At 69.4% G+C, this 25590-nt stretch carries 27 protein-coding genes and 1 tRNA gene; 15 read left to right on the top strand and 13 right to left on the bottom strand.

What is annotated here, in order from left to right; all coding sequences use genetic code 11:
- The first annotated feature begins 16 nt into the window (after positions 1–16).
- Both WS54_RS14290 and WS54_RS14285 read left to right on the top strand, forming a co-directional pair.
- Positions 17–1258: a DUF2957 domain-containing protein gene (locus WS54_RS14290; protein ID WP_059780355.1), complete on the top strand. Its 1242-nt coding sequence runs from the start codon at positions 17–19 to the stop codon at positions 1256–1258.
- 18 nt (positions 1259–1276) lie between these two features.
- Positions 1277–2104, top strand: a complete 828-nt coding sequence (locus WS54_RS14285; RefSeq protein WP_059503357.1) for an OmpW/AlkL family protein — start codon at positions 1277–1279, stop codon at positions 2102–2104.
- 184 nt (positions 2105–2288) lie between these two features.
- Here the strand turns inward: WS54_RS14285 and WS54_RS14280 are convergent, their stop codons facing one another.
- Positions 2289–3218 (bottom strand): LysR family transcriptional regulator, encoded by a 930-nt coding sequence (locus WS54_RS14280; protein ID WP_059780356.1) that lies wholly within the window; start codon positions 3216–3218, stop codon positions 2289–2291.
- 97 nt (positions 3219–3315) lie between these two features.
- Between WS54_RS14280 and WS54_RS14275 the strand changes: the two genes are divergently transcribed.
- The gene (locus WS54_RS14275) at positions 3316–4599 is read left to right on the top strand and encodes an MFS transporter (protein WP_059780357.1); all 1284 of its coding nucleotides are present in this window, start codon (positions 3316–3318) and stop codon (positions 4597–4599) included.
- A 91-nt stretch (positions 4600–4690) separates the two neighbouring features.
- Here WS54_RS14275 and WS54_RS14270 read toward each other — a convergent pair whose 3' ends face one another.
- Positions 4691–5326, bottom strand: coding sequence for a LysE family translocator (locus tag WS54_RS14270; protein WP_059780358.1), 636 nt, complete (start codon positions 5324–5326; stop codon positions 4691–4693).
- A 78-nt stretch (positions 5327–5404) separates the two neighbouring features.
- Entirely contained in the window at positions 5405–6481 is a 1077-nt protein-coding gene (locus WS54_RS14265) for an NAD(P)-dependent oxidoreductase (protein WP_257792065.1), read from the bottom strand.
- Between WS54_RS14265 and WS54_RS14260 the strand changes: the two genes are divergently transcribed.
- Positions 6371–7141: a Mut7-C RNAse domain-containing protein gene (locus WS54_RS14260; protein WP_059780360.1), complete on the top strand. Its 771-nt coding sequence runs from the start codon at positions 6371–6373 to the stop codon at positions 7139–7141. The two genes, WS54_RS14265 and WS54_RS14260, sit on opposite strands and share 111 nt — an antisense overlap.
- A 78-nt stretch (positions 7142–7219) precedes the next feature.
- Here WS54_RS14260 and WS54_RS14255 read toward each other — a convergent pair whose 3' ends face one another.
- Positions 7220–7453 carry a hypothetical protein gene (locus WS54_RS14255; RefSeq protein WP_012327737.1) on the bottom strand — a complete coding sequence of 78 codons (234 nt, stop codon included), beginning with the start codon at positions 7451–7453 and terminating at the stop codon, positions 7220–7222.
- A gap of 359 nt (positions 7454–7812) precedes the next feature.
- Here WS54_RS14255 and WS54_RS14245 point away from each other — a divergent pair, with 359 nt between their 5' ends.
- Genes WS54_RS14245 through WS54_RS14230 form a run of 4 tightly spaced genes read left to right on the top strand, consistent with a single transcriptional unit; the run spans position 7813 to position 12070 of the window.
- A complete protein-coding gene (locus tag WS54_RS14245; protein ID WP_059780361.1) occupies positions 7813–9018 on the top strand; it encodes an efflux RND transporter periplasmic adaptor subunit in 1206 nt (401 codons plus the stop codon).
- A 5-nt stretch (positions 9019–9023) separates the two neighbouring features.
- Positions 9024–9722: an ABC transporter ATP-binding protein gene (locus WS54_RS14240; RefSeq protein ID WP_059780362.1), complete on the top strand. Its 699-nt coding sequence runs from the start codon at positions 9024–9026 to the stop codon at positions 9720–9722.
- A gap of 21 nt (positions 9723–9743) precedes the next feature.
- The gene (locus WS54_RS14235; protein ID WP_059780363.1) at positions 9744–10895 is read left to right on the top strand and encodes an ABC transporter permease; all 1152 of its coding nucleotides are present in this window, start codon (positions 9744–9746) and stop codon (positions 10893–10895) included.
- An 8-nt stretch (positions 10896–10903) separates the two neighbouring features.
- Positions 10904–12070, top strand: coding sequence for an ABC transporter permease (locus WS54_RS14230; protein ID WP_059780364.1), 1167 nt, complete (start codon positions 10904–10906; stop codon positions 12068–12070).
- Between the two features lie 13 nt (positions 12071–12083).
- Here the strand turns inward: WS54_RS14230 and WS54_RS14225 are convergent, their stop codons facing one another.
- The 3 genes from WS54_RS14225 to WS54_RS14215 form a co-directional block, all read right to left on the bottom strand.
- Entirely contained in the window at positions 12084–13427 is a 1344-nt protein-coding gene (locus WS54_RS14225) for a carotenoid oxygenase family protein (RefSeq protein ID WP_059780365.1), read from the bottom strand.
- A 15-nt stretch (positions 13428–13442) separates the two neighbouring features.
- Entirely contained in the window at positions 13443–14069 is a 627-nt protein-coding gene (locus WS54_RS14220) for a DUF2239 family protein (RefSeq protein WP_059780366.1), read from the bottom strand.
- 135 nt (positions 14070–14204) lie between these two features.
- On the bottom strand, positions 14205–14936 hold the full coding sequence (locus tag WS54_RS14215) for a glutathione S-transferase family protein (protein WP_059780367.1): 732 nt from the start codon (positions 14934–14936) through the stop codon (positions 14205–14207).
- 40 nt (positions 14937–14976) lie between these two features.
- Between WS54_RS14215 and WS54_RS14210 the strand changes: the two genes are divergently transcribed.
- The 4 genes from WS54_RS14210 to WS54_RS14195 all read left to right on the top strand — a co-directional run bounded on the left by WS54_RS14210 (position 14977) and on the right by WS54_RS14195 (position 19430).
- The gene (locus tag WS54_RS14210; protein ID WP_059780368.1) at positions 14977–15960 is read left to right on the top strand and encodes a LysR family transcriptional regulator; all 984 of its coding nucleotides are present in this window, start codon (positions 14977–14979) and stop codon (positions 15958–15960) included.
- Between the two features lie 215 nt (positions 15961–16175).
- Positions 16176–17516, top strand: a complete 1341-nt coding sequence (locus tag WS54_RS14205; RefSeq protein WP_059780369.1) for an MFS transporter — start codon at positions 16176–16178, stop codon at positions 17514–17516.
- A gap of 62 nt (positions 17517–17578) precedes the next feature.
- On the top strand, positions 17579–18976 hold the full coding sequence (locus tag WS54_RS14200) for an enolase C-terminal domain-like protein (protein ID WP_059780472.1): 1398 nt from the start codon (positions 17579–17581) through the stop codon (positions 18974–18976).
- A 142-nt stretch (positions 18977–19118) separates the two neighbouring features.
- The gene (locus WS54_RS14195) at positions 19119–19430 is read left to right on the top strand and encodes a hypothetical protein (protein ID WP_034209551.1); all 312 of its coding nucleotides are present in this window, start codon (positions 19119–19121) and stop codon (positions 19428–19430) included.
- Between the two features lie 68 nt (positions 19431–19498).
- Here WS54_RS14195 and WS54_RS14190 read toward each other — a convergent pair.
- From WS54_RS14190 to WS54_RS14170, 5 genes are all read right to left on the bottom strand, one after another.
- Positions 19499–19574: transfer RNA gene (locus tag WS54_RS14190), tRNA-Ala, on the bottom strand.
- A gap of 66 nt (positions 19575–19640) precedes the next feature.
- Entirely contained in the window at positions 19641–20003 is a 363-nt protein-coding gene (locus tag WS54_RS14185) for a c-type cytochrome (protein ID WP_059780370.1), read from the bottom strand.
- On the bottom strand, positions 20000–20800 hold the full coding sequence (locus WS54_RS14180; protein WP_034209553.1) for a BON domain-containing protein: 801 nt from the start codon (positions 20798–20800) through the stop codon (positions 20000–20002). Before WS54_RS14180 ends, WS54_RS14185 begins: the two co-directional genes overlap by 4 nt.
- A gap of 17 nt (positions 20801–20817) precedes the next feature.
- The gene (locus WS54_RS14175; protein ID WP_034209554.1) at positions 20818–21402 is read right to left on the bottom strand and encodes an SIS domain-containing protein; all 585 of its coding nucleotides are present in this window, start codon (positions 21400–21402) and stop codon (positions 20818–20820) included.
- 126 nt (positions 21403–21528) lie between these two features.
- Positions 21529–21957, bottom strand: a complete 429-nt coding sequence (locus WS54_RS14170; protein ID WP_179955225.1) for a YraN family protein — start codon at positions 21955–21957, stop codon at positions 21529–21531.
- Between the two features lie 46 nt (positions 21958–22003).
- Here WS54_RS14170 and rsmI point away from each other — a divergent pair, with 46 nt between their 5' ends.
- Positions 22004–22882 (top strand): 16S rRNA (cytidine(1402)-2'-O)-methyltransferase, encoded by an 879-nt coding sequence (gene rsmI / locus WS54_RS14165; RefSeq protein WP_059780372.1) that lies wholly within the window; start codon positions 22004–22006, stop codon positions 22880–22882.
- Positions 22883–22960: 78 nt separating this feature from the next.
- Here the strand turns inward: rsmI and WS54_RS14160 are convergent, their stop codons facing one another.
- On the bottom strand, positions 22961–23572 hold the full coding sequence (locus tag WS54_RS14160) for a septal ring lytic transglycosylase RlpA family protein (RefSeq protein WP_034209557.1): 612 nt from the start codon (positions 23570–23572) through the stop codon (positions 22961–22963).
- 655 nt (positions 23573–24227) lie between these two features.
- Between WS54_RS14160 and WS54_RS14150 the strand changes: the two genes are divergently transcribed.
- The gene (locus WS54_RS14150) at positions 24228–24872 is read left to right on the top strand and encodes an MBL fold metallo-hydrolase (protein ID WP_034209558.1); all 645 of its coding nucleotides are present in this window, start codon (positions 24228–24230) and stop codon (positions 24870–24872) included.
- Entirely contained in the window at positions 24869–25528 is a 660-nt protein-coding gene (locus WS54_RS14145) for an exonuclease (RefSeq protein WP_034209559.1), read from the top strand. Before WS54_RS14150 ends, WS54_RS14145 begins: the two co-directional genes overlap by 4 nt.
- Positions 25529–25590 lie beyond the last annotated feature (62 nt).

The following is a 25590-nucleotide window of genomic DNA, read 5'->3' as shown; positions in this document are numbered from 1 at the left end:
AATCTGGAGGAGCAACATGAAGCGCAACCTCATTCTGGCGGCGGCCCTTGCCGCCCCCCTTCTTTCCGCATGCGGCGGCGGCAGCGACAATCCGCCGCCGCTCGTCGAGGATCGGCTCTGCCCTGCCACGCTCGACTACAACACCGTGTTTACGGGCGGCGCGGGCAGCGGCGAACTCGCGAAGGTCCAGCTCGACACGACCAAGATGACCTGGCAGGTCACCTATGTCGAATCGCCGGTGCCGCAAAAGACCGGTACCGTCGTGCCGACCCGTGCGGGCACCGTCGACAGCGGCACGCTCACGCAGGAAACGCTGTTGCCGACCAACAAGCTGAACCAATGCGCGTTCCGTCTGAACGGCGCGAGCCTCGATGCGTCGCGTCCGGCGCGCATCTTCGTCGGCTTCGGCGTCGCGGGCGGCACGATTCCCGGCAAGGAGATCCAGTTCGACGGCGTGCTCGGCCAGGCCGCGGTGCCCGACACGAAATTCCCGTACTACCCGTTCATCGGCTTCTCGTCGATCGAAACCGACATCACGAAGGTCGCGGGCACGTACAGCCACATCGGCTTCGGCGAAGTGCCGTCGCAGAAATTCGCGCCGGCATCGATCGACGCGAAGGTGACGATCAACGCGGACGGCACGTGGACCAAGTGCGACACGACCGGCCAGTTCGCCGGCGGCGCGTGCGCGCAGCAGGGCACGAACTTCGTGCAGTCGGCCGACGGCAGCGGCGCGTTCCAGTCGAACAACTACGCGAGCCAGTTGAAGCCGACGCTGTCGGCCACGCCGCAGGGCAAGGGCTTCATGATCGTCGGCAAGCTGCGCAACCAGCTCGTGCCGATCCTCGTGCGCACGGGGGTCGCGAACCCGAACCCGACGCCCGACAGCAACGGCGTGCCGGGCCTGACCGCCGACGACGAATCGAGCATCTCGATCCTCGCGCCGCAGACGGCCGTGGCGGCCGGCTCGCAGAACGGCGAGTACATCGGCGTCGACAGCCAGTTCGATTACCGCACCACCGCGCTGATCGACAAGCAGGCCACGCTGCTCGACCCGTTCCAGCCGTCGCAGGCGTCGCTCGCGACCGCGCTCGACCTCGACTACACGCAGAAGGTGCCGGGCACGGTCACGACGATCCACACGGGTTCGGGCAGCACGTCGCCGACCGGCAAGTTCATCTTCACGGGTGGCGTGTTCGGTTTCCTCGACAACGCGGGATCGACGCCGTATTTCACGATCGGCGCATTCGTCCAGTAAGCGGAGGGAGAAGCCGTGATGAAGAAAACCCTTCTCTGCGCGGCGGCGGCCGCCGCCGCGCCGCTCGCGGCGCACGCGCAGAGCGCCGGCAGCAACGTCGTCACGCTGGGCTGGTTCCATATCATGCCGCAGCAGAGCAGCACGCCGATGACGACCAACGTCGCGCCGACGCCGATCAACACGCCGCTGCGGCTGCCGCCGTCGTTCACGTCGCCGGGCACGGGGCTGCACACGAGCGGCGCCGACACCGTCGGCCTGACGGTCAGCCACTTCCTGACCGACCACATCGCGGTCACGTCGGTGGCGGGCGTGCCGCCGGTATTCAAGGTGTCGGGCCAGGGCACGATCAAGCCGCCCGGACCCGCCGGCGCGCTCGGCACGCAGAACATCGGGCTGGGATCGGTCAACCCGATCGTGAAGAGCGTGCGGCAGTGGAGCCCGGCGGTGATCCTGCAGTACTACTTCGGGCAGGCCACCGCGAAGTTCCGGCCGTTCCTCGGCCTCGGCGTGTCGTACAACTGGTTCAGCGACCTGCAGCTCAACACGAACTTCATCAAGCAGACGCAGGACAACCTCGGTGCGATCCTCGCGGCGGGCGCGGGCAAGCCGGGGACGACGTCGGTGGAAGCGAAGGCGTCGTCGTCGTGGCAGCCGGTGTTCAACGCGGGCCTGCAGTACAACCTGACCGAACACTTCGGGCTGGTCGCGTCGGTGACCTACATCCCGCTGAAGACGACGTCGACGGTGACGATCAAGGCGGCCGACGGCTCGGTGCTCGCCGAATCGAAATCGGACCTGAAGGCGGACCCGATCATCAGCTACGTCGGGATGACCTACAAGTTCTGAGCGCGGCGAGGGCCGGCAAATGGAGCGCCGCGACACAATCGCAGGCAAAAAAAAGCCCGCCTAAGTGGCGGGCTGAATCCATATCAGAGGAGACATGGAGGAGACAGGTGCAACTATAGCGAATCGGTTTCCGCAATGCAACATTTCCGTAGAGAAAATAAGGATTTTCCCTCGAACGCGGCCTCTAGTTCGCCGTTACGGCACCCGACCCCTTCTCGTTCTCCCGTTCGAGGACCTCGCCCAGCGCGTCGCGCAGCAGCGCGACCGGCCGCACCAGCCGGCCCGGCAACGTGCCGTGCACGATCCACACGTTGATCCGCGTTTCCAGCCCCGTCGTTTCCACCACCCTCAGCGCATCGCGATGCGCGCTGCGCGCCAGCGCGTTCGGCGCAGCGATCCCGATGCCGGCGCCGCGCGCGACGAGCGACAACTGCAACTCCGAGCCGAATGCCTCGACCGCGACGTCGAACGGCAGCCCGGCCGCGCCGAGCGCCCGGCTCAGCGCCGAACGCATCCCGCAGCCGTCCTGGCTCAGCACCCACGGAAAACCCGACAGCGTGTCGAGCGACAGCGGGCCCGCCGGCAGCGGGAAATCGCGCGCGGCGACGAGCACCGTCGGCTGCGTGGCGATGAGCGTTGCCGTCAACGCGTCCGGTAGCGCCGCGCTCGCCGGCACCATCACGGTGGCGACGTCGAGCGCGCCGCGCTCGATGCCCTGCACCAGCGCGGGCGACCAGCCGGCCGTCACGCGCAGCGTGAGGCGCGGGAACGCGTCGCGCAGCCGATCGATCGGCCGCTCCAGCGCGAGTTCGGACAGAAACGGCGGCACGCCGATGCGCAGTTCGCCCGACGGCTCGCCGTCCGGCGCGCCCGCCGCCATCAGCTCGTCGACCGCGCCGAGCACGTTGCGCGCGAGCGCGTAGACGTCGCGCCCGGCCGCGGTCGGCTTCAGCGGCTTGCTCTGCCGTTCGAGCAGCGGCACGCCGAGCAGCGATTCGAGGTTCTGCACGCGCCGCGTCAGGCCCGGCTGCGTCAGATGAAGCTTCGCGGCCGCGGCAACCATCGACCCGCTGTCGACGACCGCGACGAACGCCTGGAGATCACGCGTATTCAAAACAAACTCGCATAATCGTGTTAGACATATTTCAATTGTCGCATAAACATCGGACACCTACGATGGGAATTCCTTCGACCTCCCCGTCAGGCTTCCGATGAACTGCCCTGCCCACCGTTGCTCCGCCCCCGTTTCCTCGTCCGTCGCCGCGCCGCCCGCGCTGAGCGCGGGCATGACGCTGTTCTTCGCCGCGACGGTCGGCGTGATCGTGATGGATCTGTTCGCCGCGCAACCGCTGACCGGCCCGATCAGCGCGGACCTGCACCTGCCGCCCGGCCTCGCCGGGCTCGTCGCGATGCTGCCGCAACTCGGCTACGCGGCCGGGCTCGCGCTACTCGTGCCGCTGGTCGACCTGCTCGAGAACCGCCGCCTGATCGTCGCGACGCTCGCCGTCTGCGCGGCGGCGCTCGCGCTGCCCGCCGTCACGCGCTCGGGCATCGTGTTCCTGCTCGCGACGCTCGCGGCCGGCGCCGCGTCGAGCGTGATCCAGATGCTCGTGCCGATGGCCGCGTCGATGGCGCCCGAAGCGCAGCGCGGCCGCGCGGTCGGCAACGTGATGAGCGGGCTGATGCTCGGGATCCTGCTGTCGCGGCCGCTCGCGAGCCTGATCGCGGGATCGGCCGGCTGGCGCGCGTTCTATCTGCTGGCCGCGCTCGCGAACGCGGCGATCGCCGTCGTGCTCGCGCTGCGCCTGCCGACGCGCACACCGTCGATCACGGTCGGCTACCGTGCGTTGCTCGCATCGATGGGACGCCTGCTCGCCGACGAGCCGGTGCTGCGTCGGCATGCGCTGTCGGCCGCGCTCGCGATGGCCGCGTTCAGCGCATTCTGGACCGCCGTCGGGCTGCGGCTCGCGCAGCCGCCGTTCGCGCTCGACCTGCATGGGATCGCGCTGTTCGCGTTCGCCGGCGCCAGCGGCGCGATCGTCACGCCGCTCGCCGGCCGCGCGGGCGACCGCGGTCACGGCCCGGCCGCGCAGCGGCTCGCGCACGGCACGATGCTCGCGGCGCTCGCCGTGCTCGGGATCGCCGGCGCCGGCTGGTTCGGCTTCGACGCGCATGCGCATCGCGGCGTCGCGCTCGCGCTGCTGGCCGGCGGTGCGGCGCTGCTCGATGCGGGCGTCATCGTCGACCAGACGATCGGCCGTCGCGCGATCAACCTGCTGAACCCGGCCGCGCGCGGACGCCTGAACGGGCTGTTCGTCGGGCTGTTCTTCGTCGGCGGCGCGCTCGGCGCGGCGCTCGCGGGCAGCGCATGGGCATGGGGCGGATGGAGCGCGGTGTGCGGCGTCGGGTTCGCGTTCGCCGGCGCGACGGCCGTGTTCGGGCTGACGGCCGGACGCGGCGCCGGCGCGGTGGCGCTGAATCGCCCGCGTGCGTGAGCGGGCAGCGGTGCGACGCGGCGCCCGAAAACCGAACGCCCCGCCCTCTTGCGAGGGACGGGGCGTTCGGTACGCCGGTGCCGGCCGGGAATCAGTGACGAACCAGCGCCATCATCGCGCCGAAGCCGACGAACAGCCCGCCCGTCAGCCGGTTGAACACCTTCGCGACGCTCTGGCTCTTCAGCGTGGCGCCGATGCGCGTGCCGAACGCCGCATAGACGAGATACCAGCTCACTTCGATCACCGCGAACGTGACGACGAGGATGCCGAACTGCGGCAGCGTAGGCTCGGCCGCGTTGATGAACTGCGGCAGCAGCGCGGCCGCGAACAGGATCGCCTTCGGGTTGCTGCCCGCGACCAGGAAGCCGTTGCGGAACAGCGCCACGCGCGATGCCGACGCCCCTTGCGACACGGCATCGGCGTCGGCCGCCGGCGCGTCGTCCACGCGTGCGCGCCACGCCTTCACGCCGAGATAGATCAGGTAGGCCGCGCCCGCGAAGCGCAACGTATTGAACATCGCCGGCCATGCCTCGAGCACCGCGCCGAGCCCCGCCGCGGATACCGCGAGCATCAGCACCAGCGCGCTCAGGCAGCCGGCCATCGTCGCGGACGAGCGCCGCAGCCCGTGCCGCGCGCCGTGCGTCATCACGAGCAGCATGTTCGGACCCGGAATCGCCGACACGACGAACACCGTCGCCACGAAAAGCCACCACGTATGCAAGTTCATGACTGCCTCTGCCTGGAATGATGATGTAAGGGAAACGGACTGCCGATTATGCCGTGCGCACGGCGCTTCTGTCGCGTGTCAGCGGCCGGCGCGGCGCAGCGCGGCCTCGCCGAGCACCGCGAAATCCTGGTCGCCGCCGCCGTGCGCGAGCACGTCGAGCAGGCTGTCGCGCACGACGCTCGCCACCGGCAGCGGCACCGACGTCGCGTCGCCGGCTTCCAGCGCGAGCCGCACGTCCTTCAGCCCGAGCCGCGCCTTGAAACGCGCGGGCTCGTAGCGCCGCTCCGCGATCATCGCGCCGTAGCCTTCGTAGACGGGCCCCGGGAACACGCTGCTGGTGATCACGTCGAGGAAATCGCGCATCGCGACGCCGTGCGCGCCCAGCAGCGCGGACGCCTCGCCGAGCGTCTCGATCGCCGACGCGAGCGTGAAATTCGCGGCGATCTTCGCGACGTTCGCGTGCTGCGGCAGCGAACCGAAGCGCCAGGTCTTCTGACCGATCGCGTCGAACAGCGGCTGCACGCGGTCGATCGCCTCGGCCGGGCCGCCCGCCATGATCGTCAGGCGCGCGGCGGCCGCGACGTCGGGCCGCCCCATCACCGGCGCGGCGACGTAGTCGATGCCGCGCGACGCATGCGCGTGCGCGAGCGATTCGGCGAGCGCGACCGACACCGTCGCCATGTTCACGTGGATCAGCCCGCGCGGCGCCTGGGCCAGCAGCGCTTCGTCGAATACCGCGCGCGCGGCCGTATCGTCGCCGAGCATCGAGAACACGGCGTCGCCGCGAAACGCGTCGGCCGGCGTGTCGACGACACGCGCGCCGAATGCGGCCAGCGGCTCGGCCCGCTCGCGCGACCGGTTCCAGACCCGCACCGTGTGGCCCGCCTTCAGCAGGTTCGTCGCGATCGCCTGCCCCATTTCGCCCAGCCCGATAAACCCGAGATCCATGTCCCGCTCCTTCGCTCCGTGAAGCCGCGAGTTAAACACAGATGCCGGCGCTTTGCAGCGCCTGCCGCCGGCCGGGCGCGGTGCGATACTGCACGGATGGCGACCGCGACCTTCCGCTTTCACGGCGAACTGAACGCCTTTCTCGCGCGCCCGCAGCGCGACCGGGCGTTCGCGCACGCGTACGCCCGCGATGCGACGGTGAAGCATGCGATCGAGGCGCTCGGCGTCCCGCATACCGAAATCGGCCGGCTGTGCGTGAACGACGCGCCGGCCGCGCTCGACCGGCCGCTCGGCGACGGCGACCGCGTCGAGGTCTTTCCCGAGCGCGCACGGCCGGCGGTCAACGGCGCGGCCGCGCGGCAACCGGCGTCATGGCGCTTCGTGGCCGACGCGCATCTCGGTGGCCTCGCGCAACTGCTGCGCCTCGCCGGCTTCGACACCTGCTACGACAACCACTACCGCGACGACGAACTCGCGGCGCTCGCCGAGCGCGAGAACCGGATCGTGCTGACGCGCGACCGCGAGCTGCTCAAGCGGCGCGCGGTCGCGCGCGGCTGCTATCTCCATGCGCTGCAGCCGGCCGACCAGTTGCGCGAACTGTTCGAGCGGCTCGATCTCGCGCCGCACATGCGGCCGTTCCGGCTGTGCCTGCGCTGCAACGCGCCGCTGCATCCGCTCGACGCGGCGACCGCGGCGCCGCGTGTGCCGGCCGGCATCCGGCAGCGGCACCGGCGCTTCGCCGCGTGCGACGTGTGCCGGCGCGTGTTCTGGGAAGGCTCGCACTGGCGGCGCATGCGCGCGGTGGTCGACGCGATGCGCATGCCGCCGCCCGCCCGGCTCGACGACCCCGCCGAACCCGGCGCCTGAAAAAACGAAACCCCGCATGCCGGAGCATGCGGGGTTGGCAAACCGCTGACCGGCAACGCCGGTCGTGGGGCGAACCGCTTAGTTCTGCGTGCCTGCGTCGTTCGTGCCGGCGGCCGATGCGGCTGCAGCCTTCGCCTGGCCCTTCTTCGAACCGTGGTGCTTCAGCTGGTGCTTCGGCTTGCTGTGATCCTTCTTGGCCGGTGCCGAAGCGGCGGCCGACGTGTCGGCTGCCGGCGCGGACGCCTGTGCGAATGCCGAAACCGATGCGAGCGCGAATGCTGCGGCGATGATCGAAGCGAGCGTCTTCTTCATTGTTCTTCCTTTAGCGGAGAAAAAATCAAACGTACCGGTAATCAAAGATGCGAGGCATTCGCACCGGAGCCCCAGGCCGCGAGGCCGGCTTTCGCCGTTTCCGTCGCGACAAAACCTGGCGCACTGGTTCCATAACGCACCGCGTTCGCGGCAAGTTGACACGTTGCTTGCATCCTCGGGTTTCCCCGGGGGCCGGCGCGTCAGCCTGCGCCGGCAGGCCGGACAGGCCGCCGCCGCACGGCGCCGCAAACCGGCTCGCACGGCGCCGGGGCCGCGCTTATACTGGCGTCCATCCGTCCCTTTCCCCGGAAACCGGATCGCGCCGGTCACACGACCGCCGCCGTCTCGAGGCGCTCAAATTGCCCGATCACAATCTGGACAAACTGAAAATCGACCGGCGTCCGATCGCACCGGTGCCGCGCCGGCGCCGGTGGGTCCGCTATGCGGTCGCCGCCGCGCTGATCGTCATCGCGATCGTCGCCGGCCTCGCGCTCACCGGTCGGCCGACCGTCGACACCACGTCCGTCACGTCCGCCTACCCGTACCAGAACGACACGCAGCTCAATGCGACCGGCTACGTCGTGCCGCAACGCAAGGCCGCGGTCGCGTCGAAGGGCCAGGGGCGCGTCGAATGGCTCGGCGTGCTCGAAGGCACGCGCGTGAAGCAGGACGAGATCATCGCGCGGCTCGAAAGCAGCGACGTGCAGGCGTCGCTTGCCCAGGCGCGCGCGCAGGTGCAGGTTTCCCGCGCGAACCTCGGCGTCGCGCAGGCGGAACTCAAGGATGCGGAGATCGCGTTGCGCCGCACCGCCGCGCTCGCGCCGCGCGGCGCCGTGCCGGCCGCGCAGCTCGACACCGACACGGCGCGCGTGAACAAGGCGCGCGCGACGCTCGCCAGCGACCGGGCCGCGATCGCGTCCGCCGAAGCGAACGCGCAGGCCGCGCAGGTCGCGGTCGATCAGACGGTGATCCGCGCGCCGTTTGACGGCATCGTGCTCGCCAAGCACGCGAACGTCGGCGACAACATCACGCCGTTCTCGTCCGCGTCGGACAGCAAGGGCGCGGTCGTGACGATCGCCGACATGGAGACGCTCGAGGTCGAGGCCGACGTCGCCGAATCGAACATCGCGAAGATCCGCGCCGAGCAGCCGTGCGAGATCCAGCTCGACGCGCTGCCCGACATGCGCTTCGCCGGCCGCGTGTCGCGGATCGTGCCGACCGTCGACCGCTCGAAGGCCACCGTGCTCGTGAAGGTGCGCTTCGTCGACCGCGACGAGCGCGTGCTGCCCGACATGAGCGCGAAGATCGCGTTCCTGTCGAAGCCGGCGTCGCCGCAGGACCGACAGCCGGTGACCGCCGTGCAGGCGAGCGCCGTGGTCGAGCGCGACGGCCGGCCGGTCGTGTTCGTCGTGAAGGACGACGCCGTGCATGCGGCGGCCGTGACGCGCGGCATGCGGATCGGCGAACTGGTGGCGATCCGTGGCGTGAAATCCGGCGACACGGTCGTGCTCGCGCCGGGCGCGAAGCTGAAGGACGGCGCGAAAGTGACCGTCGCGAAGAAGTAGCGCGCGTGAACGACGCCCTACCGCCCCTCGTCGAGATCAGCCACGTCGCGAAGTCGTACCGGCGCGGCAACCAGATCGTGCCCGTGCTCACCGACATCTCGCTCGACATCGGCGAAGGCGACTTCGTCGCGCTGATGGGGCCGTCCGGTTCCGGCAAGAGCACGCTGCTGAACCTCGTGGCCGGCATCGACCGGCCCGACAGCGGCGAGCTGCGCGTCGGCGGCCTCGACATCTCGCAACTCGCCGAGGCGCAACTGGCCGAATGGCGCGCCGCGAACGTCGGCTTCATCTTCCAGTTCTACAACCTGATGCCCGTGCTCACCGCGTTCGAGAACGTCGAACTGCCGCTGATGCTCACGCACCTGTCGCGCCGCGAACGACGCGAGCGCGTCGAGCTCGTGCTCGACATGGTGAATCTCGGCGATCGCACGCGCCATTACCCGTCCGAGCTGTCGGGCGGCCAGCAGCAGCGCGTCGCGATCGCGCGCGCGCTGATCACCGATCCCGTGCTGATCGTCGCCGACGAGCCGACCGGCGACCTCGACCGCGCGTCGGCGACCGACGTGCTCGCGATGCTGCAGCGGATGAACGCCGAACTCGGCAAGACGATCATCATGGTGACGCACGACGCGCATGCGGCCGGCGCCGCGCGCTCGCTCGTCCATCTGGAAAAAGGAGAACTGATCGATGGGCACGCCGGCTGACCGGCGGCGGGAGCGCGCAAGATGGTCGTGAAGCTGATCGCGCGCAACGCGCTGCGGCACCGGCTGCGCACGCTCCTGACCGTGCTCGGGCTGACCATCGCGGTGCTCGCGTTCGGGCTGCTGCATACGGTGGTCGACGCGTGGTACGCGGGCGCGGCGGCCGCGTCCAGCGGCCGGCTCGTCACGCGCAACGCGATCTCGCTGGTGTTTCCGCTGCCGGTGAGCGACGAGAGCCGGATCCGCGGCGTCGACGGCGTGACGACCGTGGTCCGCTCGAACTGGTTCGGCGGCATCTACCGCGACCCGAAGAACTTCTTCGCGAGCTTTGCTGTATCGGACAACTATCTCGACCTGTATCCCGAATTCATCCTGCCGGCGCAGCAGCGCGCCGACTACGACCGCGACCGCCGCGGCTGCCTCGTGGGCCGCCAGCTCGCGACGCAGTTCGGCTTCAAGGTCGGCGACGTGATCCCGCTGAAGGGCACGATCTATCCGGGCACGTGGGACTTCGTCGTGCGCGGGATTCTCGACGGCCGCGACGATTCGACGATCACGCGCCAGCTGGTGTTCCACTGGGATTATCTGAACGAGACGGTGCGCAAGCGCACGCCGAAGCAGGCCGACCAGGTCGGCGTGTTCGTGCTCGGCATCGCGAACCCCGACGACGGCGCGTCGATCGCGCGCAACGTCGACGCGGTGTTCAAGAACTCGCTCGCCGAAACGCTGACCGAGACCGAACAGGCGTTCCAGCTCGGCTTCGTCGCGATGTCGAACCAGATCATCGCGGCGATCCGCCTCGTGTCGTACGTGGTGATCCTGATCATCATGGCCGTGATGGCCAACGCGATGGCGATGAGCGCGCGCGAGCGCACGGCCGAATACGCGACGCTGAAGGCGCTCGGCTTCGGCCCCGGGTTCCTCGCGCTGCTCGTGTTCGGCGAATCGGTCGCGATCGCGGTGGCCGGCGGCGCGCTCGGCATCCTCGCGACGCCGCCCGCCGCGAGCCTGTTCAAGCAGGCGGCCGGCGGCATCTTCCCGGTGTTCAAGGTGTCGACCGAGACGGTCGTGCTGCAGGCCGCGTGCTCGGTCGCGGTCGGTCTCGCGGCCGCGCTCGTGCCGGCGTGGCAGGCCGCGCGCGTGCGCGTCGTCGAAGGCCTGCGGGCGATCGGATAGAGGCGCGCATGGCCATTCCGCTCACCTACATCGCGCGCAACCTGTGGACCCGACGGCTCACCACCGCGCTCACGGCCGGCGGGATGGCGCTCGTGATCTTCGTGTTCGCGACGGTGCAGATGCTCGACGCGGGGCTCACGAAAACGCTCGTGTCGACCGGCGAGGCGGACAACGCGGTGGTGATCCGCAAGGGCGCCGAGACCGAGATCCAGAGTTCGATCGACCACCAGCAGGCCAACGCGCTCGAGATGCACCCGGCCGTCGCGCTCGGCCCGGACGGACGGCCGCTCGTCTCGAAGGAAGCCGTCGTGCTGATCTCGCTCGTCAAGACCTCGACCGGCAAGCCGTCGAACGTCGTGATCCGCGGCGTGTCGCCGGCCGGCCTCGCGCTGCGGCCGCACGTGAAGCTCGCGGCCGGCCGCCCGTTCGCGCCGGGCTCGTCGGAGATCGTCGTCGGCAGCGCGATCGCGAAAGGCTTCAGCGGCACGCAACTCGGCGACCGCCTGCATTTCGCGCAGCGCGACTGGACCATCGTCGGCGTGTTCGACGCGGGCGGCAGCGGCTTCGACTCGGAGATCTGGGGCGACGTCGACCAGCTGATGCAGTCGTTCCGGCGCACCAGCTATTCGTCGATGGTGCTGCGCATCCCGAGCGCCGACGGCTTCGCGCGCTTCAAGGCCGACATCGACGTCGACCCGCGGCTGACCGACGAGGCGAAACGCGAACAGACCTTCTACGGCGACCAGTCGAAGGCGCTGTCGACGTTCATCAACATCCTCGGCATCACGCTGTCGACGATCTTCTCGATCGCCGCGATGATCGGCGCGATGATCACGATGTATGCATCGGTCGCGAACCGCGTGGCCGAGATCGGCACGCTGCGCGCGCTCGGCTTCAAGCGCACCAACGTGCTCGCCGCGTTCCTGCTAGAGGCGCTGCTGCTCGGCTTCGTCGGCGGCGTGATGGGGCTCGCGTGCGCGTCGCTGATGCAGTTCGCGTCGTTCTCGACGACCAACTTCCAGACCTTCTCGGACCTGTCGTTCCGCTTCGTGCTGACGCCCGCGATCGTCGTGAAGACGCTCGCGTTCTCGCTCGTGATGGGACTCGTCGGCGGCTTCCTGCCGGCGATGCGCGCCGCGCGGCTCAAGATCGTCGACGCGCTGCGCGCGCAGTGACGCGCGCCGCCGCTCACGTTCGACGTTCGCGCGGCACCCACGCGCCGTGGAACCCGGCCGGCACGCGGCGCGGCAGATGCACGGTCGCGACCGGCCCCGCGTCGATCGCGCGCGCATCGAGGATCACGACGTCGCTCGTATCCGTCGCCGCGCGGTAGACCATCACCAGCAGCCAGCCGTCGTCCTCGTCTTCGTCGCGACGGCCCGGACGCGGCACGAACACCGGCTCGCTGTTCTGGTCGCCGGCCGGCACCGCGTAGTGCATCGTCGTGCCGCGCACGTGATCGAAACGCATCACGCCGCGCAGTTCGGCGTTGTTCGGCTGCTCGGCCGCATACAGGTAGCGGTAGCGGCGCCCGGTCCGGCTTTCGTCGATGCGCGGTAGCTCGATGCCGCCGTCGGCGAGCGGTCCTTCGTCGACCAACCCGTTCGCCGTATCGATCACGTAGCGCCACAGCTCGCCGACCGGGTTGTCGGCGAAGCGGCCCGTGCGCGCGTCGAGCCGCAGGAACGACGGATAGCGCACCGCGTCGAGCACGATGCACGACGCGTCGCAATCGTACGCGTTCACGACGTGCTGGATGAAGCACGGCTCGACGCCGAACCAGCGCACGTCGCCGCCATGGCGCGGGATCACGCCGATGCGCGCGGGCCGGTCGTCGTGCCAGCGCAGCGGCATCCGGTGGCCTTGCTTCAGCAGCGAGAAGTCGTAGCCGACGTTCAGGTCGAGCAACAGGCTGCGGGTTTCGGTGATCGCGAGGTCGTGCATCATCGACGGCGCGCTCAGCTCGATCTCGAGCTCGACGCGCGGCACGCCCTGCGCATCCGCGACGCCGTAGCGCAGCCACGGCGCACGCCAGTCCGCGCGGAACAGGATCAGCTCGCCGGTCACCGGATCGACCTTCGGATGCGCGGTCATCCCGCCGTCGAAACCCGCATGCCGCGCCGGCAGGCCGAGCGAATCGAGCGCGGCGGTGATCGCGAGCGGCGCGCCGCCCTCGGCCAGTGCGAGCAGTTCGCCCGCATGCTGCAACACGCTCACGTTCGGATTGGTGTCGGGCAGATGCGGCACTTGCCCGGGCGCGTGCACGGCGGCCCAGCGCTGCGTGCGCGCCCAGCGGTTCCGGTAGCCGGCCGCGCGGCCGCCGTCGAACGCGATCGCATGCAGCATCGCGGCCTCCGGCCACCACGACAGCATGTCGTTGCCTTCGAAACGGCCACCCGGCGGGTTCGGGCCGTTGCGCAGCAGCGTGCCGTCGAGTTCGCGCGGAATGGCGCCCGTCACACGCAGATCGACGAGGTCGACTTCGTCGGCGACCGGCGCGATCGCGCCGCGGTTCAGGTCGAATACGGTCATGGCGTCGGCGCTCCGTCAGTGGCCTTCGGTGGACGGCGGCAGGTCGCCGCGCGCCAGCGCGAGCGCATGGTCGCGCACGTCGTCGGGCCAGCCGGCGACGCACTCGGCCAGTCGCGCCGGATCGTTCGCATACAGCGCCCGCGCGGCTTCCTCGAAACCGGGCAGGTCGCCCGCCATCGCCGACATGAAGTGGTAGGCACGGGCCTGCGCGTCGCGCTGCCGGTCGGCCGCCGCATGCGTACGCCGCGCGTCCTCGACGAGCTTGCGCAGCGCGACCGACGCGCCGCCCGGCTGCGCGCCGAGCCATTCCCAGTGACGCGGCAGCAGCGTGACCTCGCGCGACACGACGCCGAGCTTCGGCCGGCCGCGGCCGCGCTGCTCGCCCGCGCCGGCCGGCTCGCCGGCGCCGCCGGATGCATCGCCCGACGGCACCGCATAGCGCGCGCGAATGTCGTCCACGGTGCCGCGCAGGTCGAGGTCGATCGAGCGGCCCGTCGCGTCGTCGAAGATCAGGATCGAACCGGGCATCGCGTCGCCGGCCGTCTGCCGGACCGCGAGCGCGACCGTCGCGAGCGGGCCGGACGCGAGCCGCCGGTGGCCGTCGAAGGCCGTGTACGAAGGAAGGAGCGTGGAAGTCGTCATGGTGGTCGCCCGCGGGCTGGAATCGGAATGACGCTATTTTTATCCGGGTATTAATTGGATGTCAATATTGCCCGGGTAAAAATATCGCCAGCGGATTCCACCCTGACGCGCGGCCGAGGTGGCCGAGGTGGCCGATCAGGCAGCCCGCGCCGGCACCGCGATGCCGCGCGCGCTGGCCAACGCGTCGTCGAGCGACACATGCCCCTCGAACGCGGACGACACCGGCGGCGGCAGGTTTTCCTCGATCGCGTGCGCGAACCGCACGCCGGCATCGTCGGCCAGCCGCGCGCGCAGCGCGGCGACATGCGGAAACGCATCGCGCTCGAACACCGCGTGATAGTCGGCCCAGCGCGCGATCCCGGCAAAGTACGCATCGGCCAGCGTGCGCCGCGCGCCCAGCAGCCACGGGCCTTCTCCGCGTTCGAGCAGCGCTTCGAGCTGCCGGTGCGCCTTCAGCACCTTGCCGCGGCCGTACGCCTGCAGCGCCGCTTTCTCGGCGCCTTCGGTGTCGTGTTCGTACACGTACCAGAGCGCACCGAACGCGTTGAAGAACGTCGTGTTCAGCCACGCCAGCATCCGGTTCAGCCGGTCGAAATCCGCGCTGCCCTGGCGAAACGCGAGGCCGCTGTCGAGCGCCTGCGCGCCGATATGGCCGAGGATCGCGATGCTTTCGGTCAGCACGTCGCCGTTCGCGGTGACGAACGCCGGCGTTTCGGCGACGGGGTTCAGCGCGACGAACGCGTCGCTCGTCACGGCGCCCGGCATCGTGATGCGCGACAGCCGGTACGGGCGGGCGACCCATTCGAGCGCGACGATCGAGCCGAACGAGCAGCCGGCGGGAATACCGTAGAGAAGGATCGGAGACATCGGGGAATTCCGCGAAAGTTGAACGAGCCGTTATGCTCCCATGGCGGACGATGACGCAGTAGCCGCTAAAATCGAAACCCGTCGTTTCTCCATGTGGACGCTGGAAGTGAATCTGAACGATCTCTACCTGTTCGTGCAGGCGGTGGATGCCGGCAGCATGTCGGCGGCCGCGCGCCGGCTCGACCTGCCGAAATCGACGGTCAGCAAGCGCGTGGCCGAGCTCGAGCGCACGCTCGGCGCGCGGCTCGTGCATCGCACGTCGCGCAGCTTCCGGCTCACGCCGGTCGGCGCCGAATTCTTCGAGCATGCGCGCGCCGCCGTGATCGAGGCCGAAAGCGCGCGCGACGCGGTGCTGCGGCAGGCCGCCGAGCCGGCCGGCGTCGTGCGGATCACGAGCTCGGTGCCGGTCGCGCAGCACATCCTCGCGCCGTGCCTGCCGGCGCTGGCGATCGCGCACCCGAAGCTGCTGCTGCAGATTCATGCGAGCGACCGCCTCGTCGACATCGCGCAGGAAGGCTTCGACATCGCGGTGCGCAGCCATTTCGCGCCGCTGCCCGATTCCGCGCTCGTGCAACGGCCGCTCGCGGCGTCGCCGATCGTCGTCGTCGCCGCGCCGGCCTATCTCGCACGGGCCGGCACGCCCGACACGCCGGCCGATCTCGCGCGGCACGACGGGCTCCACCCGGGGCCGCAGCCGTGGCGGCTGCAGCGCCTCGACGATGCCAGCGACGCCGTCGACGTGACGCCGCGCTTGCGGCTGCAGGCCGACGAATCGACGCTGCTGCTACAGGCGGCGACGGCCGGCCTCGGCCTCGCCTGCCTGCCCGACTGGATCGCCGGGGCCGCGCTCGCGTCCGGCACGCTCGTGCGCGTGCTGCCCGGCTGGTGCGCCGGCACCGTCACGACGACGCTGCTGATGCCGCATCGGCGCGGCCAGTTGCCGGGCGTGCGCGCCGCCGTCGAGTTTCTCGCGCAGCACGTCGCGCGCCGCCACCGCAACAGCCCGGACGACGCGCACGCGTGACCGCGCGCCGCCTTCGATCGATTCAAATGCTGAATCGATCAAGTCAGCAATTGGCATGAAAGCGCAAATGTCGACATGACAGAATGGGCCGGGACGCCCCGCCTGCATCGGCGTCCGGTGCCCGGCCTCCCGTCGGCGGCATCCACACACATCACGCGCGCACCCGACGCGCCTGCCGCACGACGGCACCTTCCGCCCTTCGGAGGAGACAAGTCATGAATCCGCTTCACGCGCTGCCGGCGTCCGCGTCGGCAACGGCCCGGCGCACCCGCGTGCGCTGGCTGGTGCTGGCCGTCCTGTTCGCGATCACGACGATCAACTACGCGGATCGCGCCGCCATCGCGATCGCGGGCCCGGCGCTGGCCCGCTCGATGCACCTGAGCCACGTGCAGATGGGCTTCATCTTTTCCGCGTTCGGCTGGTCGTACGTGATCGCGCAATTGCCCGGCGGCTGGCTGCTCGACCGCTACGGCTCGCGCATCGTCTACGCATTCAGCATCTTCTTCTGGTCGCTGTTCACGCTGCTGCAAGGCGGGATCGGCTTCTTCGGCGGGGCGGCCGCGTTCGCGCTGCTGTTCGGGCTGCGTTTCCTGGTCGGCGCGGCCGAGGCGCCGTCGTTCCCCGCCAACAGCCGGATCGTGTCCGCGTGGTTCCCGGCGCCCGAGCGCGGCACCGCGTCGGCGATCTTCAACGCCGCGCAGTACGCGGCGACCGTCGTGTTCGCGCCGCTGATGGGCTGGCTCGTGCATGCGTTCGGCTGGCAGTCGGTGTTCGCGGTGATGGGCGTGCTCGGCTTCGTGTTCGTGCTGGTGTGGAACCGCACGATGTACGACCCGAAGCATCACCCGAACATCAACCGCGCGGAACTCGACTACCTCGCCGAAGGCGGGGCGCTCGTCGACATCGACCAGGCGACGGGCGGGCGCGACGGCGGCCCGTCGATGCGCCAAGTGAAGGCGCTGCTGAGGAACCGGATGCTGGTCGGCGTGTACGTCGCGCAGTACTGCATCAACGCGCTCACCTACTTCTTCATCACGTGGTTCCCCGTCTATCTCGTGCAGGCGCGCGGGATGTCGATCCTCAACGCCGGCCTCGTCGCGTCGATCCCCGCCGTATGCGGGTTCCTCGGCGGGATTCTCGGCGGCGTCGTGTCCGATGCGCTGCTCAGGCAGGGCCGGTCGCTGTCGGTCGCGCGCAAGGTGCCGATCGTGATCGGCATGCTGCTGTCGATGTCGATGATCGTCTGCAATTACACCGATTCGCACGTGCTCGTCGTGGTGTTCATGGCGCTGTCGTTCTTCGGCAAGGGGCTCGGCGCGCTCGGCTGGGCCGTCAACGCCGACACCGCGCCGCGCCAGATCGCCGGCCTGAGCGGTGCGCTGCTCAACACGTGCGGCAATCTTTCCAGCATCACGACGCCGATCGCGATCGGCTATATCGTCGACCGAAGCGGCTCGTTCAACGGCGCGCTCGTCTATGTCGTCGCGCATGCGCTCGTCGCCGTGATCTGCTACCTGTTCGTCGTCGGCGAGATCCGCCGCGTCGAGCTTCAATGAACGGCGCGGGCCGCGCCGGCGCGTCCGGCGGCCCGCACGCCACCGGAACCAGGAGCGAACCGATGTCCGAACCCAGCCGTGCCGGCACCCCGCGCGTCACCCGCATGCAGGTGATTCCCGTCGCCGGCCGCGACAGCATGCTGCTCAACCTGTGCGGCGCGCATGCGCCGTACTTCACGCGCAACCTCGTGATCCTCGACGACGGCAGCGGGCATACGGGCGTCGGCGAAGTGCCGGGCGGCGAAGGCATCCGCCACGCGCTCGAGCGCATGACGGATCTCGTGGTCGGGCAGCCGATCGGACGCTACCAGGCCACGCTCAACGCGGTGCGCGCGGCGCTGTCCGGCGCGGGCGCCGGCGCCGGACGCACGATTCGCCACGAAGTGACGTCGGCCGGCGAGGCGGCGGTGCTGCGTCAGCCGCACGAGATCAACCTGCGGCTCGACAACGTGATCACCGCGATCGAAGCCGCGCTGCTCGACCTGCTCGGCCAGCACCTCGACGTGCCGGTCGCGGCGCTGCTCGGCGAAGGCCAGCAGCGCGACGCGGTGCCGATGCTCGCGTATTTGTTCTACATCGGCGACCGGCGCCGCACCGATCTGCCGTATCGCGACGAAGCGCAGGCGTCGGTGCCGTGGTTCCGGCTGCGCAACGAAGCGGCGCTGACGCCGGCCGCGATCGCTCGGCAGGCCGAAGCCGCGGTCGAGCGCTACGGTTTCGCCGATTTCAAGCTGAAGGGCGGCGTGATGGCCGGCGCCGACGAGATGGAAGCGATCGCGGCGATCAAGGCGCGCTTTCCCGACGCGCGCGCGACGCTCGACCCGAACGGCGCGTGGTCGCTCGACGAGGCCGTCGCGCTGTGCCGCGGACAAGGCCACCTGCTCGCGTATGCGGAAGATCCGTGCGGGCCGGAAGGCGGTTATTCGGGCCGCGAGGTGATGGCCGAATTCCGCCGCGCGACGGGGATTCCGACCGCGACCAACATGATCGCGACCGACTGGCGGCAGATGGATCATGCGGTGCGGCTGCAGGCGGTCGACATTCCGCTCGCCGATCCGCATTTCTGGACGATGCAGGGCTCGGTGCGGCTCGCGCAGCTGTGCCGCGACTGGGGGCTCACCTGGGGTTCGCATTCGAACAACCACTTCGACGTGTCGCTCGCGATGTTCACGCATGCGGCGGCGGCCGCGCCCGGCACGATCACCGCGATCGATACGCACTGGATCTGGCAGGAAGGCGACGCGCGGCTCACGCGCGAGCCGTTCGCGATCGTCGGCGGCAAGGTGGCCGTGCCGGAACGGCCGGGGCTGGGCATCGAACTGGACATGGCGCAGGTCGAGGCCGCGCATGCGCTGTACAACGAGGTGGGCGGCACCGCGCGCGACGATGCGGTCGCGATGCGCTATCTGGTGCCGGGGTGGACGTACGATCCGAAGCGGCCGAGTTTCGGGCGGGTTTAGGGTGGAGTGGCGGGACGGCGGGTGGCGTGACGGGTGGCTGTTGCCAAACGCGGCAAACGGCCGCATTCTGCCGGCTGCCTGAATCGGCCTGCGCGGCGGGCGGTCGGGCGCCTTCGTCCATCCGCAAAAGAACGCCCTCGCCATGACGTCATCCGAGCCGACACCGCGACAGATCGTCGTCTTCGTGCTGTATTCGGTGCTGTGCCTGCCCGCGAGCATGACCGTCGCCGGGTATCTCGCGACCCGGATCACGCAGAACGTATCGAACTTCGAAGGCGGGGCCGGCTACGCGGCGCTGTGGTGGATCATCATTCTGACCTGCGCGTTGTATGGACTATCGATCGCCCTCTGCGCGCTGCTGCGGAAGAGGACCGCGGTGCTCGCGGTCATGACGGCGGGGTTCGCCGTGTTGTCGGTGCCGACGTTCAGGGTGATCCATGAATTGGCGACTTAGCGCGCAGGCCGAGCTCCCGCGGACAAACAAAAAGGCCCGATCTCGCGATCGGGCCTTTCAAATTCCGTTGGTGGAGCGGAGGAGGATCGAACTCCCGACCTTCGCATTGCGAACGCGACGCTCTCCCAGCTGAGCTACCGCCCCAACAGTCGACCATCATACACACGCATTTCCGCGCTTGGCAATAGGGGTTACGTCACTCCCGTCGCGTTACTTCGACGGCGCCCCCGCCAATACCCATTCGACCACCGAACGGACGTCGGCATCGCTCATGCGCGGATGCGCCGGCATCGGAATCGCGCCCCAGACGCCCGAGCCGCCGTCCTTCACCTTCTTCGACAGCTTGGCCACGGCCTGCGGATCGGACTTGTAGCGCGCGGCGATATCCTTGAACGACGGGCCGACGAGCTTGCGGTCGACCGCATGGCAGCCCATGCACGCGTTGCTGCGCGCCACCTTCAGGCCGTCGCCGACGTCCGCATGCGCGACGCCCAGCGTGCCGGCCGCGAACGCCGCAGCCGCGGCGCCCTGCATCATCCATCGTTTCATCTGCTTCATCCGCATGCCCGTCATTGCGCCTTCGCCTTCGGATTGCCCGGATGCACGCTCGACGAATTCGAGATCGGCGCGGGCGACTGCAGCGGCGCGGACTGCACCGACGCGTCCGGCACCGCGCCGACCGTCGCGCTGTCCGCCGGCGCGGCGGCCGCCTGCGCGCCGGATGCGCCGCTCGCCGGCGACGCGTCCTGCAGCGCCTGCGCGTCCTGCGGCTTCACGTACTGGAACACCTTCACGACCTTCTCGACGCCCGGCACCTGGCTCGCGGCTTCCGCACCGCGATTGCCTTCATCCACCGTCACGAGGCCCATCAGGTAAAGATTGCCGCGTTCGGCGACGACCTTGTAATAGTTCGCCGAGATGCCCTTCGTCGCGATCAGCTCCGACTTCACGCGCCCTTCGAGGTACGAGTCGTTCGCGCGCGACGACAGCGACGACGCCGGCTCGACCGACAGCTCGTTGACGATGCCGTTCACGTTGTTGATGCCGCGCACGATTTCCTCGGCGCGCTGCTTCGACGCATCGTTCGGCACTTCGCCCGTCAGCAGCACGCGACGGTTGAACACCGTCACGTTGACGTGCGACTGGTCCGGCAGCCCGTTGTTGATCTGCGTGAGCGACTTGACCTGGATCTCGCGATCCTCCGTCTGCGCGCCGAGCGTACGGCGATCGGTCGCGATCAGCGCGCCGCCGCCCGCCGCAGCGCCCACGACTCCGAGCACACAACCCTGCAGCGACACGGCGAGGCCCGCCGTCAGCGCGGCGAGCAGCGTGGTTCTGACGAGCGTCTGTTTGACGCGGCTTTGATTCATCGACGGCTCTCCTTCGTTCAATCCTCACCCAGCAGCATCGCGTCGATGCCGTCGCACAGGCAGTGGATGGTCAGCAGATGGACTTCGTGGATGCGCGCCGCGCGAACGGCGGGCACGCTGATCGGAATATCGGTGTCGGACAACGCCGCCGCGACCGTGTGGCCGTTGCCGCCCGTCAATGCGACGACGGTCATCTCGCGCTCGTGCGCTTCGTCGATGGCCGCGAGCACGCGCGGCGATGCGCCACCCGCGTCGAGCACCAGCAGGACGTCGCCCGTCTGGCCCAGCACGCGCACCTGCTGCGCGAACAACTGCTCGACGGCCGCCGCGCCCGCGAGGCCGGCCTGCGACGCGTCGGTGGCCAGCGCGATCGCGGGCAAGCCCGGACGCTCGCGCTCGAAACCGCCGACGAGCGACGCGGCGAGGTATTGCGCGGCGGCGGCCGACGGGCCGTCGCCGCACGCGACGATCTTGTTGCCGTTCGCCAGTGCGGCGAACATCGCATCGACCGCGGCTGCGATCGGCAGCGACAGCGCGTCGGCCGCTTCGGCATGAAGCGCGGCGCTGTCGCGGAATTGTTGCTGAATACGTTCGACTGACATCGATTCCTGGTGAACTGGGCGCGCGGCACAACTCGCGCGACATCGTGGGTGCGGCGAGTTTACCGTACTCCGGCGCCCTCTCCGGGGGTCCGGCAAGAACTCTTTACATCTCGTCACAGCTCGCGGCTACGCATCGTCGGTACGAAATGCGTCGCGCAGCCACGCAAGCCGTCCGGCCTCGAACGCGACGACGTCGAAACGGCACGCGGCGCCAGCGCCGTGCCGCGACCAGAACTGCAACGCGGCCGCGACCAGACGCCGCCGCTTGCGCCAGCCGACGCTCGCGGCCGCGCCGCCATGCCGGGCGCTGCGCCGCGCGCGCACTTCGACGAACACGAGCATGCCGTCGGGCTCGCGCATCACGAGATCGAGCTCGCCGCCGCGCATCGTCACGTTCGCGGCGACGAACCCGAGACCGCGGCGCTCGAGAAACTGCCGCGCGCGCTGCTCGAACACGGCACCGACCGGCTTGGATCGCGCCGCGCCGGAAAAGTTGTCGCCCGAATGCGGCCGACCGCGCGCGCCATCCGGTCGGGCCGGCGCCGCGTGGCACAATGCCGTCCTTGTTCCGTTCGTGCCGCGATTGCGTGCCTTGCCTGCCATGACTGCCCTCCTCGAACTCGCGCATACGCAGCACTACCCGGACGCCGCGCTCTACGTGGTCGCCACACCGATCGGCAATACGGCCGACATCACGCTGCGCGCGCTGCACGTGCTCGGCCTCGCCGATCGCATCGCGGCCGAAGACACCCGCAACACGGGCCAACTGCTCGCCCGCTACGGGATCTCGAAACCGCTCGTCGCCGTGCACGAGCACAACGAACGCGAAGCCGCGCAGCGCGTGATCGAGCTGCTGCGTGGCGGCGAACGCGTGGCCTACGTGTCGGACGCCGGCACGCCCGGCATCTCGGACCCCGGCGCGCGGCTCGTCGACGCCGTGCGTGCCGCCGGCTTCACGGTGGTTCCGCTGCCGGGCCCGAGCGCGGCCGTGACCGCGCTGAGCGTGGCCGGCGACTGGGCCGGCGCGTTCACGTTCGCGGGCTTCCTGCCGCCGAAGGCGAAGCAGCGCGCGACCGCGCTGCAGGCGCTGGCCTCGCACCCGTACGCGCTGGTGTTCTATGAAGCGCCGCACCGGATCGCCGAAACCGTCGCCGCGCTCGCCGACGCGTTCGGCCCCACGCGCCGGCTGCTGATCGCGCGCGAGCTCACCAAGCTACACGAGGAGTTGTTCCAGGGCACCCTGGCCGAAGGACGGAGCTGGCTCGCCGGCGACGCGAACCGGCAGCGCGGCGAGTTCGTGCTGGTCGTCGAAGGCGCGCCGGCGGCAAGCGGCGAAGCCGACGATACCGCGCACGACGCGCTGCTCAGGCTGCTGCTGGAAGAGGTGCCGGTGAAGAGCGCGGCCAGGCTCGCGGCCGCACTCACGGGTGCGTCGCGCAACACGCTGTATGCGCGTGCGCTCGTGCTGAAGGAAGGCTGACGCGCGACGCCGGCGCGCGGAAACGACAAAGGGCTGCCGGCAGGCAGCCCTTCGTGCATGAGCGGACGATCCGCCGCGTTACTTCGCCGAGATCGACGCGAACATTTCGTCGCGCGCCTCGCGCGCTTCCTGCGGCGACAGCCCTTCGATCTTCACGCGGCCCGTGCCGGCGTGCACGAGGCCGATCACCTTGGCCGCCGCGTACGACAGGTCGAGCACGCGGCCGCGCTTGAACGGCCCGCGATCGTTGACCTTCACGACGACCCACTTGCCGGTCGATGCGTTCGTCACCTTGATGTACGACGACAGCGGCAGCGTGCGGTGCGCGGCGGTGAACGCATTCATGTTGAAGCGCTCGCCGTTCGCGGTGCGGCGGCCGTGGAAATCCCGCCCGTACCACGATGCGCGGCCGGTCTGGCGGAAATCGGATACGTCCTTGCCGTCGATCGGCTCGGCGTCCGCCAGCGACGACTTCTTCGCGTCCTTGCTGTCGGCAGCCGGCATCGATGCCAGCGCGGAATCGAAATTGAGCGGCTGCTTGTCGTCGTCCGCCTTCGCGGCAGCGGCCGTCTTGTCGACCGCCTTCTTCTGGCTCACGCTGCCGGTGGTCTGGCTGGGTGGCACCGCACAGCCCGTCAGCGCAAAAAATAATGCAATGGTTCCGAATCGGCTCGGAAAACGTAAATTCATCGACGTGTCGCCTTCTGGTTCGGGCCGCATCGATACAACGCTGCGTCACAACGCAGCGATGCGGCCCGGACGGCAAATGCGTGCACGCCCCGCTCGAGTGCGAGCAGGCGGCTAGCATGGGCGCGGCGTTCGTCTAGGCCGCAACCGTCCTGATTAGCTTTCACGTCTGGCGCAACCTGTCCCCAACAGCCTGACCAGACCCCACATGCCGCCATCGAACATGGCTTCACGTTCGCGCGCGTCGATACGACCGACGCACAGGAACGGCGGCACAGGCCTCATCCGGCGGCGCGGCAGCAGGGCCGCGGACGGGCGCGCAGCACCCGGCCGGACAAGACGTGAGCACCGAATGCTCGGTGCTGGATACACCGCCGGACTCCCCGGCGGCCGATGCTTGACGGTGAATCGGATGCCTCGTTTAACGGGGCCGAAACACCAGCGAATTGCGTGAAATTCACGCGCAATGGGGCGCATTATACATAAATCAAAACCTTGTCTCGAAAAGCGCCCCCGGCGGACCATTGATTCTCGCTATGGCTGTAACAATCGGCATGCTCCGGGAATGCCCTCATCCGCACGCCGCGGCATGCGTCGCACGCACGGCAGGCGGCGCGCGCGACCGGTACAATCGGTCCTTTTAGCCGCCGGTGCCTCCATGAAAGTCACGCTCATTCCGGTCACACCGTTCCAGCAGAACTGCTCGCTGCTCGTCTGCGAGAAGACGGGCCGCGCCGCCGTCGTCGATCCGGGCGGCGATCTCGACCGGATCGAACAGGAAGTCGCGCGGCAGAACGTGCAGGTCGAGAAGGTGCTGCTCACGCACGGGCACATCGATCACTGCGCGGGCGCGAAGACGCTCGCGACGCGCTACGGCGTGCCGATCGAGGGGCCTCAGGAAGAAGAGCGCTTCTGGATCGAGAAGCTGCCGATGCAGAGCGAACGCTTCGGCTTTCCGGCCGCCGACAGCTTCGAGCCCGACCGGTGGCTGAACGACGGCGACACAGTGCAGTTCGGCGACGAGACGCTCGAGGTCTATCACTGCCCGGGTCACACGCCCGGCCACGTCGTGTTCTTCAGCCGCGCGCATCGCGTCGCGATCGTCGGCGACGTGCTGTTCGCGGGCTCGATCGGCCGGACCGATTTCCCGCGCGGCAATCACGAGGACCTCGTCCGTTCGATCAAGGAAAAGCTGTGGCCGCTCGGCGACGACGTCACGTTCGTGCCCGGTCACGGCCCGGTGTCGACGTTCGGCGACGAGCGCCGCACGAATCCGTTCGTGTCCGACAAGGTATTCGGATGAACCAGACCGCCATCCCGGAAATTTACGTCAGCACCGACGTCGAAGCCGACGGCCCGATTCCCGGCCCGCACTCGATGCTGAGCTTCGCGTCGGCCGCCTATACCGAGGACAAGCAGCTGATCGCGACGTTCTCGGCAAACCTCGAGACCCTGCCCGGCGCGCACGCGCACCCGGTGCAGGAGGCCTGGTGGAAAACCGAACCCGAAGCGTGGGCCGCGTGCCGGCGCGACCTGCAGACGCCCGAGACGGCGCTGGTCGCCTACGTCGAATGGGTCGAGGCGCTGCCCGGCAAGCCGGTGTTCGTCGCGATGCCGGCCGGCTTCGATTTCACGTTCATGTTCTGGTACATGATGCGTTTCGCGGGGCGCTGCCCGTTCTCGTGGTCGGCGCTCGACATCAAGACGCTCGCGTTCGCGATGACGGGCCTGCCGTACCGCAAGGCGATCAAGCCGCGCTTTCCGAAGCACTGGTTCGACGACCATCCGCACACGCACGTCGCGCTCGACGACGCGATCGAGCAAGGCGCACTGTTCTGCAACATGCTGGCCGACCTGCGCCGTCAGCAGGCCGCGCTCGCGGGTCTGGCCGTGTCGGATACCGATCGGTCGGATCGCGCGGGGGCGGGACAAAATCCCACGGATCCGCGAGCAAATTAGCGAATCTCGCTCAACGGCGCGTCGCCAGATTGCCTTTCCTTCCCCGGCCCTCTAACATTCAG

It is taken from the genome of Burkholderia sp. NRF60-BP8 (assembly GCF_001522585.2).
In the GTDB taxonomy this organism is placed as follows: domain Bacteria; phylum Pseudomonadota; class Gammaproteobacteria; order Burkholderiales; family Burkholderiaceae; genus Burkholderia.
Note: the sequence above shows the minus strand (reverse complement) of the source record. Positions and strands in the feature narration are given on the sequence as shown.

Excerpts from the sequence above, each read along its gene's own strand:
- WS54_RS14290 (WP_059780355.1), top strand. The coding sequence starts at position 17 with ATGAAGCGCAACCTCATTCTGGCGGCGGCCCTTGCCGCCCCCCTTCTT.
- WS54_RS14285 (WP_059503357.1), top strand. The coding sequence starts at position 1,277 with ATGAAGAAAACCCTTCTCTGCGCGGCGGCGGCCGCCGCCGCGCCGCTC.
- WS54_RS14275 (WP_059780357.1), top strand. The coding sequence starts at position 3,316 with ATGAACTGCCCTGCCCACCGTTGCTCCGCCCCCGTTTCCTCGTCCGTC.
- WS54_RS14270 (WP_059780358.1), bottom strand. The coding sequence starts at position 5,326 with ATGAACTTGCATACGTGGTGGCTTTTCGTGGCGACGGTGTTCGTCGTG.
- WS54_RS14260 (WP_059780360.1), top strand. The coding sequence starts at position 6,371 with ATGGCGACCGCGACCTTCCGCTTTCACGGCGAACTGAACGCCTTTCTC.
- WS54_RS14265 (WP_257792065.1), bottom strand. The coding sequence starts at position 6,481 with ATGCTTCACCGTCGCATCGCGGGCGTACGCGTGCGCGAACGCCCGGTC.
- WS54_RS14255 (WP_012327737.1), bottom strand. The coding sequence starts at position 7,453 with ATGAAGAAGACGCTCGCTTCGATCATCGCCGCAGCATTCGCGCTCGCA.
- WS54_RS14235 (WP_059780363.1), top strand. The coding sequence starts at position 9,744 with ATGGTCGTGAAGCTGATCGCGCGCAACGCGCTGCGGCACCGGCTGCGC.
- WS54_RS14230 (WP_059780364.1), top strand. The coding sequence starts at position 10,904 with ATGGCCATTCCGCTCACCTACATCGCGCGCAACCTGTGGACCCGACGG.
- WS54_RS14225 (WP_059780365.1), bottom strand. The coding sequence starts at position 13,427 with ATGACCGTATTCGACCTGAACCGCGGCGCGATCGCGCCGGTCGCCGAC.
- WS54_RS14220 (WP_059780366.1), bottom strand. The coding sequence starts at position 14,069 with ATGACGACTTCCACGCTCCTTCCTTCGTACACGGCCTTCGACGGCCAC.
- WS54_RS14215 (WP_059780367.1), bottom strand. The coding sequence starts at position 14,936 with ATGTCTCCGATCCTTCTCTACGGTATTCCCGCCGGCTGCTCGTTCGGC.
- WS54_RS14210 (WP_059780368.1), top strand. The coding sequence starts at position 14,977 with ATGGCGGACGATGACGCAGTAGCCGCTAAAATCGAAACCCGTCGTTTC.
- WS54_RS14205 (WP_059780369.1), top strand. The coding sequence starts at position 16,176 with ATGAATCCGCTTCACGCGCTGCCGGCGTCCGCGTCGGCAACGGCCCGG.
- WS54_RS14200 (WP_059780472.1), top strand. The coding sequence starts at position 17,579 with ATGTCCGAACCCAGCCGTGCCGGCACCCCGCGCGTCACCCGCATGCAG.
- WS54_RS14195 (WP_034209551.1), top strand. The coding sequence starts at position 19,119 with ATGACGTCATCCGAGCCGACACCGCGACAGATCGTCGTCTTCGTGCTG.
- WS54_RS14185 (WP_059780370.1), bottom strand. The coding sequence starts at position 20,003 with ATGACGGGCATGCGGATGAAGCAGATGAAACGATGGATGATGCAGGGC.
- WS54_RS14180 (WP_034209553.1), bottom strand. The coding sequence starts at position 20,800 with ATGAATCAAAGCCGCGTCAAACAGACGCTCGTCAGAACCACGCTGCTC.
- WS54_RS14175 (WP_034209554.1), bottom strand. The coding sequence starts at position 21,402 with ATGTCAGTCGAACGTATTCAGCAACAATTCCGCGACAGCGCCGCGCTT.
- rsmI (WP_059780372.1), top strand. The coding sequence starts at position 22,004 with ATGACTGCCCTCCTCGAACTCGCGCATACGCAGCACTACCCGGACGCC.
- WS54_RS14160 (WP_034209557.1), bottom strand. The coding sequence starts at position 23,572 with ATGAATTTACGTTTTCCGAGCCGATTCGGAACCATTGCATTATTTTTT.
- WS54_RS14150 (WP_034209558.1), top strand. The coding sequence starts at position 24,228 with ATGAAAGTCACGCTCATTCCGGTCACACCGTTCCAGCAGAACTGCTCG.
- WS54_RS14145 (WP_034209559.1), top strand. The coding sequence starts at position 24,869 with ATGAACCAGACCGCCATCCCGGAAATTTACGTCAGCACCGACGTCGAA.